The 6,528-nt window shown below is 44.0% G+C and carries 5 protein-coding genes and 1 other RNA gene; 1 reads left to right on the top strand and 5 read right to left on the bottom strand.

What is annotated here, in order from left to right; translation table 11 throughout:
* Positions 1–588: class I SAM-dependent methyltransferase (locus ACTXGO_RS08165; protein WP_443573998.1), on the bottom strand; the 588-nt coding region annotated here is incomplete at its 3' end.
* A 253-nt stretch (positions 589–841) separates the two neighbouring features.
* Between ACTXGO_RS08165 and ACTXGO_RS08160 the strand changes: the two genes are divergently transcribed.
* The gene (locus ACTXGO_RS08160) at positions 842–2,038 is read left to right on the top strand and encodes an amino acid aminotransferase (protein WP_443541691.1); all 1,197 of its coding nucleotides are present in this window, start codon (positions 842–844) and stop codon (positions 2,036–2,038) included.
* Between the two features lie 72 nt (positions 2,039–2,110).
* On the opposite strand, the gene ACTXGO_RS08155 is transcribed toward ACTXGO_RS08160, so the two are convergent.
* From ACTXGO_RS08155 to ACTXGO_RS08140, 4 genes are all read right to left on the bottom strand, one after another.
* Positions 2,111–4,621 (bottom strand): penicillin acylase family protein, encoded by a 2,511-nt coding sequence (locus tag ACTXGO_RS08155; RefSeq protein WP_443573996.1) that lies wholly within the window; start codon positions 4,619–4,621, stop codon positions 2,111–2,113.
* A gap of 200 nt (positions 4,622–4,821) precedes the next feature.
* Positions 4,822–5,200, bottom strand: a transfer-messenger RNA (tmRNA) gene (gene ssrA, locus ACTXGO_RS08150).
* A gap of 104 nt (positions 5,201–5,304) precedes the next feature.
* A complete protein-coding gene (locus tag ACTXGO_RS08145; RefSeq protein WP_317199767.1) occupies positions 5,305–5,751 on the bottom strand; it encodes a hypothetical protein in 447 nt (148 codons plus the stop codon).
* A gap of 171 nt (positions 5,752–5,922) precedes the next feature.
* Positions 5,923–6,528 (bottom strand): alpha/beta hydrolase (locus ACTXGO_RS08140; protein ID WP_443573994.1); only part of this gene is annotated, 606 nt, incomplete at its 5' end.

Below are 6,528 nucleotides of genomic sequence, written 5' to 3'. Positions count from 1 at the left end.
CGCGACATACTGAACGACGGCGCTCATACCTTGATGACTTGATCCTTCCATAACGTTACGGTGTTTTTCGATAGCAACGATCTCGTCTAAGGAGCTAAGCTCAGAGCGTAGTAAATCTAGCGACATAAACATGCCTGTCTGCGTGGCAGATGGACCACCCACGCCTGACATTGAAGGTTGCTCAGGGGTATAAGCTTCAAGAATGAACGCTCCGTTGGTCTTTAGCGCTGTACTTATTTGAGCATGGACATGTTGGCGTATTTCTTTAGGCGTATGTGCCCAAATGGAGACAATGCCGTCCCACTGCTGCTCGCCAAATGGATAATCTGCCAGATCTGCCAGTTGTGTCGTTATTGTCACGCCTTTATCACAAGCAAACTGCTGCGCCTTTTTTAGTCCGACCTCAGATAAGTCCATAGCCGTGACCTCATAGCCCATTTGAGCTAAGAAAACTGCATTTCTACCCTCGCCTTCAGCTAAGCATAAGACACGCCCGCCTGCTGGAATATGCTGATAAGTCTCCAGCAAAAAATCATTAGGCTCGGTTCCATAAGCAAACCCTGGCTCGCTATAACGTTGATCCCACACAGTTAGTCTCCTTGCTTGTAAATTAAAGATGGATTAGCAAATGTTGATAGCTTGATATTTAACATAGAATAGAGTTATTGCCATCATCTTATTGTAAGCAAACTTATATTACCCTCAGAAAATTTTGCCACTATAGTATAATTGCTCCATCTGTATGTTTACCTCAATCTCTTTATATGAACCTCAACGATCATGTTGAGTTCAGTGCCAATCTGGTTTATGCTTTTAGCGGTTTTATTTTAAAGGAAAAAATATGTTTGAACGTGTCGACTATTACGCAGGCGATCCTATCTTAGGGCTAAAAGACAAATTCGTTGCTGACAACAACCCAAACAAAGTCAATCTAGGCGTTGGTGTTTATTATGACGAGAATGGTAAACTGCCCGTACTTGAGTGCGTAAAAATTGCTGAAAAACGCATAGCAGACTCGGTCTCTCCGCGCCCTTATTTGCCTATGGAAGGTTTACCTGGGCACCGTAAAGCGTGTCAAGATTTGTTATTTGGCAAGGACGCGCAAGTACTAAAAGACGGTCTGGTCGCTACTATCGCCACTATCGGTGGTTCTGGGGCGCTAAAAGTCGGCGCTGAATTTATCAATGAGTGGTTCCCGCAATCAAAATGCTATGTCAGCGATCCAACATGGGGCAACCACATTGCCATCTTTGAAGGCAGTGATGTCGAAGTGGCAAAGTACCCATACTACGATAAAGCCACGGGCGGTCTCAAGTTCGATGAGATGATTGCACTGTTTAAGACGTTGAACAAAAACGACGTTGTGCTGTTGCATCCATGCTGCCACAACCCTACTGGTGTCGATTTGACACGTAAGCAGTGGGATACGCTACTCAATGTGATTCAAGAGCAGGAGCTGATTCCATTTATGGATATCGCTTATCAAGGCTTTGGTGAAGACATGGATAGCGATGCCTATGCGATTCGTAAGGCAGTTGATATGGGTCTGACATTATTTGTTAGTAACTCGTTCTCTAAAAACTTATCATTATACGGTGAGCGCGTCGGTGGTCTATCGGTCGTTTGCCCGACACCTGACGAGACTGAACGTGTCTTTGGTCAGCTGGCCTTCACTGTACGCCGTATCTATTCAAGCCCACCATCACACGGTGGACACGTCGTCGATATCGTGATGAACGATGATGAGTTGCATGAGCAGTGGGTTGGCGAAGTGTATGCCATGCGCGACCGTATCAAATCTATGCGCCTAAAGCTTAAATCAGTACTAGAGACCAACGTCCCTAGCCGCAATTTTGACTACTTAACGGATCAAAACGGCATGTTTAGCTTTACAGGACTTACGCCCGAGCAGGTTGAGCGTTTGCAAAGCGAGTTTGGTATATACATGGTATCCAATTCGCGTATGTGCGTTGCTGGTCTAAATACTAGCAATATCGACTATGTTGCCAATGCTATGGCTGAGGTTCTAAAAGACTAATTGCTGGTAGTTTTTACAACGGATAGACACGAAAAAGCTGAGCGATCGCTCAGCTTTTTCGTGCCTTTAACATTACTGATTTAAGCTTTCTTGAGATTGATCTGAGTCTTCTTGAAGCTCAAGCTTGCTACCTATTGCTTTATTTTGAATCTCGCTGGCACTAAATGGCAGACGAATCCACTCTTTATCTGAGTAGCGACGGGTCTGATCACGATGGAATGGACGAGTCGTATCACCCGCTTGCGAGAACGCTAGTAGCGCATCTACAACAGGGCCATTTCTATCGAATGTCACCGCTTGCATGTACGTTGGACCATTAGTTACTGGACCATAGGTGCCATCGTCGTTTTGACTTGAGCTTGCAACGTTGAATACCCCTTCACCACCAAAGCCGCCATGCATAGGGATTTTTTCGTTATTTTTACTCGCGTCAAAAACGAATTGCAAGCTACCCAAAGGCGCATCGAGTGCAATGTTCTTACTATTGTAATAAGCAATGGAATCACCCAAAGCTCTACGAGTACTGTCATTGATAATTAGGTCACGCGGCGTATTAATAGGGTTGGTCTTATCGAAAGGAGTACTAAATCTTGCATAATTATTGACATTAAGATTAGTCCAGAATTTTCTAAAGACATGAGCGCCTTTACTATCAAGATTATTACGACGATCCCAGTTACTTAAAACATTACAAGCCTGAGTGCCATCAATAGTGCTGCCACTAGTTAAAGGCAATGTCGGGTTAGCTTGACAGTTTGCTAGAACGTCATCAAGTACGAGTTCAGCGCCATAACTGCGATTGCTGTAGACTACTTTCTCCATTTTATCAAGATTAAAGGTATTGCCTCCTAAACCGTCGTCATTGCTTACTCGGTCAAATATTTGTGTAAAGGCCATACGAGTACGTAGAGATAACGGCGCAGCATCCTCAGAGAAAGGTAACAACTCGCGTCTTAACAAAGGTGAAAACCCGGTTAACGGCTGTTCTGCATTACTAAGCCAATAGCTATCGTTAGAGTTGAGCGCATAATCATCACGAATGATAAAAGGTAAGTTTGAACCCCCAAAGATACCCGCTTGCGGTGAATCGGCATCATTACCCCATTCACAGGCAGCAGTACTCCCGTTGAGTGCGGGTAAGTTTCTTTCTATCAAAAGAGGAAGAGCGGCGCCTGCGTTAGCACTACAAGCCGCTAGCTTTTCAGCTGTGACATTAGGTACGGTCGAGATATCAGCGTATAGTGCTTTACCATTACGATCTGTCGCAATCGTATTGACGAACCCTAGACCTAAAATAGTCTGCATTCTATCAACGAGATCTTCAACACTAGTAGCCATGTTCATACTGCGCCACTGGTTAAGAGCGCGCGGATTTTCGGAAGCAGCGTCACGAATAGTATAAGCTACGTTGTTGGCATCACCCCATGCTGGTAAGCCAGGATTGAGCGCTTTAGCATTTATCATCGGTCCATATTTTGAAACGTAGATACTGCGAACCAATGGGTCTTGACCATCTGGCATTTGAACCATGACTTCAACTTCTTCTATATCAAGCTGTTCAACTGCGCCTGCGCTATTGATATAGTTGTATTTTAGAGGATTATTATTGACTAGGCTCACCTGATAAAGCGTAAAGCGTTTAGCAGTCGATACGGTATGACTCCAAGCCACGTCTTTGTTAAAGCCGATGTTAATAAAAGGTTGTCCTTGCTGAGCGGAGCCCATCACATCAAGCTCACCTGGTATCGTAGTATGAAATTCATAAAAGCGCTGTACGCCCTCCCATGGTTCGTGTGGATTGCCATACATAACACCGCTATCAGTCCCTGTATAGTCACTACCAAAGGCATAGGCATTACTACCACCGTTTAAGACATTGATAGTTTCCATGTTAAATTCAGGGGCTGACTCTACCACAGGGTCGACAGGCGCTAAACTACTGGCTCTCGAGCTATCTTGAATACCAATAGTTGCAGAATCAGGATCAGCAGGAGGGGCGGCCGCAACAATCGCTCTAACAAAGTTGGAGAGTCCGCCGCGTAGGTTGGCCTTACCGTAAACAGTCAACAAATCATCAAGGGTAATCTCACGTACCCATTCAGCGTTAGCACAAGCAGGATCAATATTAGCTGCCCCTGTATCGCGTAGATAACGGCTAAACCCTGCCGCATAGCCTGTCACCGCATCGATAGTTTCTGGGTCTTGAGCCGCTAAAAACTCAGCGCGTCTCTCAGGGGAGTTATACCAGGTATAAAAAACATCGCTTGCTTCATTCCCTTGATCGCCTAAATAAAGCATGCTCTCCCCTCTAGCGACGACAACTTCACGCGCAAGTGAGCAGAAATTATCCTCAGCAAAAGCATAGCCGACACCATAACCTAAACCTTTGTAGTCATCAGCTGTTATATGAGGGATACCGAACTCAGTACGCTGGATAGTAGCCGAAAATTCAGGCTTAGGCTCAGGTTTAGCATTACTATCAAAATTAACATCATTATCTGAACAACCAGATAATCCCAATGACACCGCTATAGTTATCAGCGTAAGTCTAGCTACACTTTTTCCTGCTGCTTGAGTTGTCATAATATTCACCATCCATGGTTGATTATGTTTAACTAAAACTGAAAACAGCTTTAGTCTGAGATAAATTCCTTTTATCAACAATGCTTTGGGAGCATATATTCATCATATAACATTATGAGATCTATTTGCTAGTGATATAATCAGTACAACTTAATAAAACAAAAAAACCGACCACTTAAAGTGATCGGTTTTTTAATATTTGGTGGAGATGGCGGGAGTTGAACCCGCGTCCGCCAGCATTACGCTCATGAATCTACATGTTTAGTTTCTGTCTTTGGCTTTAATCCGCACCGATCCGACAGTCAGGATGGATTGGACGATTCTCTACTTTTGAACCCAAGCGATTGAGACAATCCCTTGTGGCGAGCCTACATGCGGACGCTTCAACTTAGTTGACCAACTGTAGGTGATCAGCAACCAAGTAAGCAGGGTTTAAACCAAGTAAACTGGGTTTAAGCTGCTAGAGCGTAAGTTTCGTCGTTTGCGACTATAACAATATATGTTGGATTAACGAGAGGACATATACTCTCGACATGCATCATTGAGTTTCATCACCAGCGTCGAAGCCAGAACATCCCCAAGAAGACTGTCTATTATATAGTAGTTGTAGGCTCTACTTCAACCTATAACTGTTCTGTATTACACAACTTTACAGCTCATGCTGTATATAGCATGGACAGGGTTTATTCGTTCTCTAGCGCAGCTGTATTTTTTGCCCAGCGATACAGTTTTCTAAGTCCATAACTAGCAGGATCTACTAGCTCTAGCATATCAGCGCAAGCCTCAGAACAAAATACTCGATGTTCAGGGTTATAAAACCCAGGAACAACGGTTCTAATGAGTGCTAAGTAATCATATTTAAACCTTTGGCGCTTATTGAACCAACGCACGGCATAATCGATATCGCATGGCACAGATACTAACTCCCAGTGACCGCTCGTCATATCTATGACCTTACGCCGCAGTCCGCCATCACGGTGACTTGAGCTGATACAGTCATAATGCTGGTTGCCAAGCTCATTAATAATAAGCTCACAATGACTATAAGGCGATCGATCTATAGCACTAATGATCTTGTCTAATGCCTTTCCGTGCTCAGCAATATAAAAAGCTAAGTAGGTAGATTGCATCTTAAACCTCCAAATGTCTTCTTATAGCGAGTAGTAGAATCAAAATCTATATCTATTAATATAAATATACAGCAATGCCTGAATAATTGATAATTCATTCCTATAAAAAAGCCAGTCGTATCGAACGACTGCCTTAGAAATAATAGCATTCAACTTTTAATGTTAGACGGCTTAGCTTAGTACTTTATTTAACCATTGACCGATGTTTTGAATCTGCGGCATACAGACTTGGTGCGCCATTGGATAAGTATTATAATCCACGTTATAGCCTTTATTCGCTAAGACCTGCTGCGCTTGTTGTCCCAAGATTACGGGGACGACAGGGTCTTGGGTGCCATGTTCAATCAAGATCGGAATATCTTTGTTGGCTTCGCTATAGTCAAGGATATCATTGGTCGCAAGATAAGTAGATAACGTCATCAGCCCTGCCAAACGCTCAGGATGACCGAGTGCGACATGATAAGCCACTGCCCCGCCCTGCGAGAACCCTGCGATAACGATATGTTCAGGTTTGACACCGCGCACAATCTCACGCGCGATTAGATCACGGATGCTTTGAGAGGAGGACTCAATTTGGGTGACATCAATTTTACGATCCAGACTCATCTCTAAAATGTCATACCAAGCAGGCATCACCATACCGCCGTTGATAGTTACTGGAATCTGCGGCGCATGCGGGAAAATAAAGCGCACTGCCATATCTTGACTTAGGCCCAATTGCGGAACCACAGGTTCAAAGTCATGACCGCTAGCGCCTAGACCATGCAACCAAATAAC

The sequence above is a fragment of the Psychrobacter sp. T6-1 genome (genome assembly GCF_052258445.1).
This window is presented reverse-complemented; position numbering and strand designations above follow the sequence as displayed.

Coding starts and splice junctions, on each gene's coding strand:
- ACTXGO_RS08155 (WP_443573996.1), bottom strand. CDS start 4,621: ATGACAACTCAAGCAGCAGGAAAAAGTGTAGCTAGACTTACGCTGATA.
- ACTXGO_RS08145 (WP_317199767.1), bottom strand. CDS start 5,751: ATGCAATCTACCTACTTAGCTTTTTATATTGCTGAGCACGGAAAGGCA.
- ACTXGO_RS08160 (WP_443541691.1), top strand. CDS start 842: ATGTTTGAACGTGTCGACTATTACGCAGGCGATCCTATCTTAGGGCTA.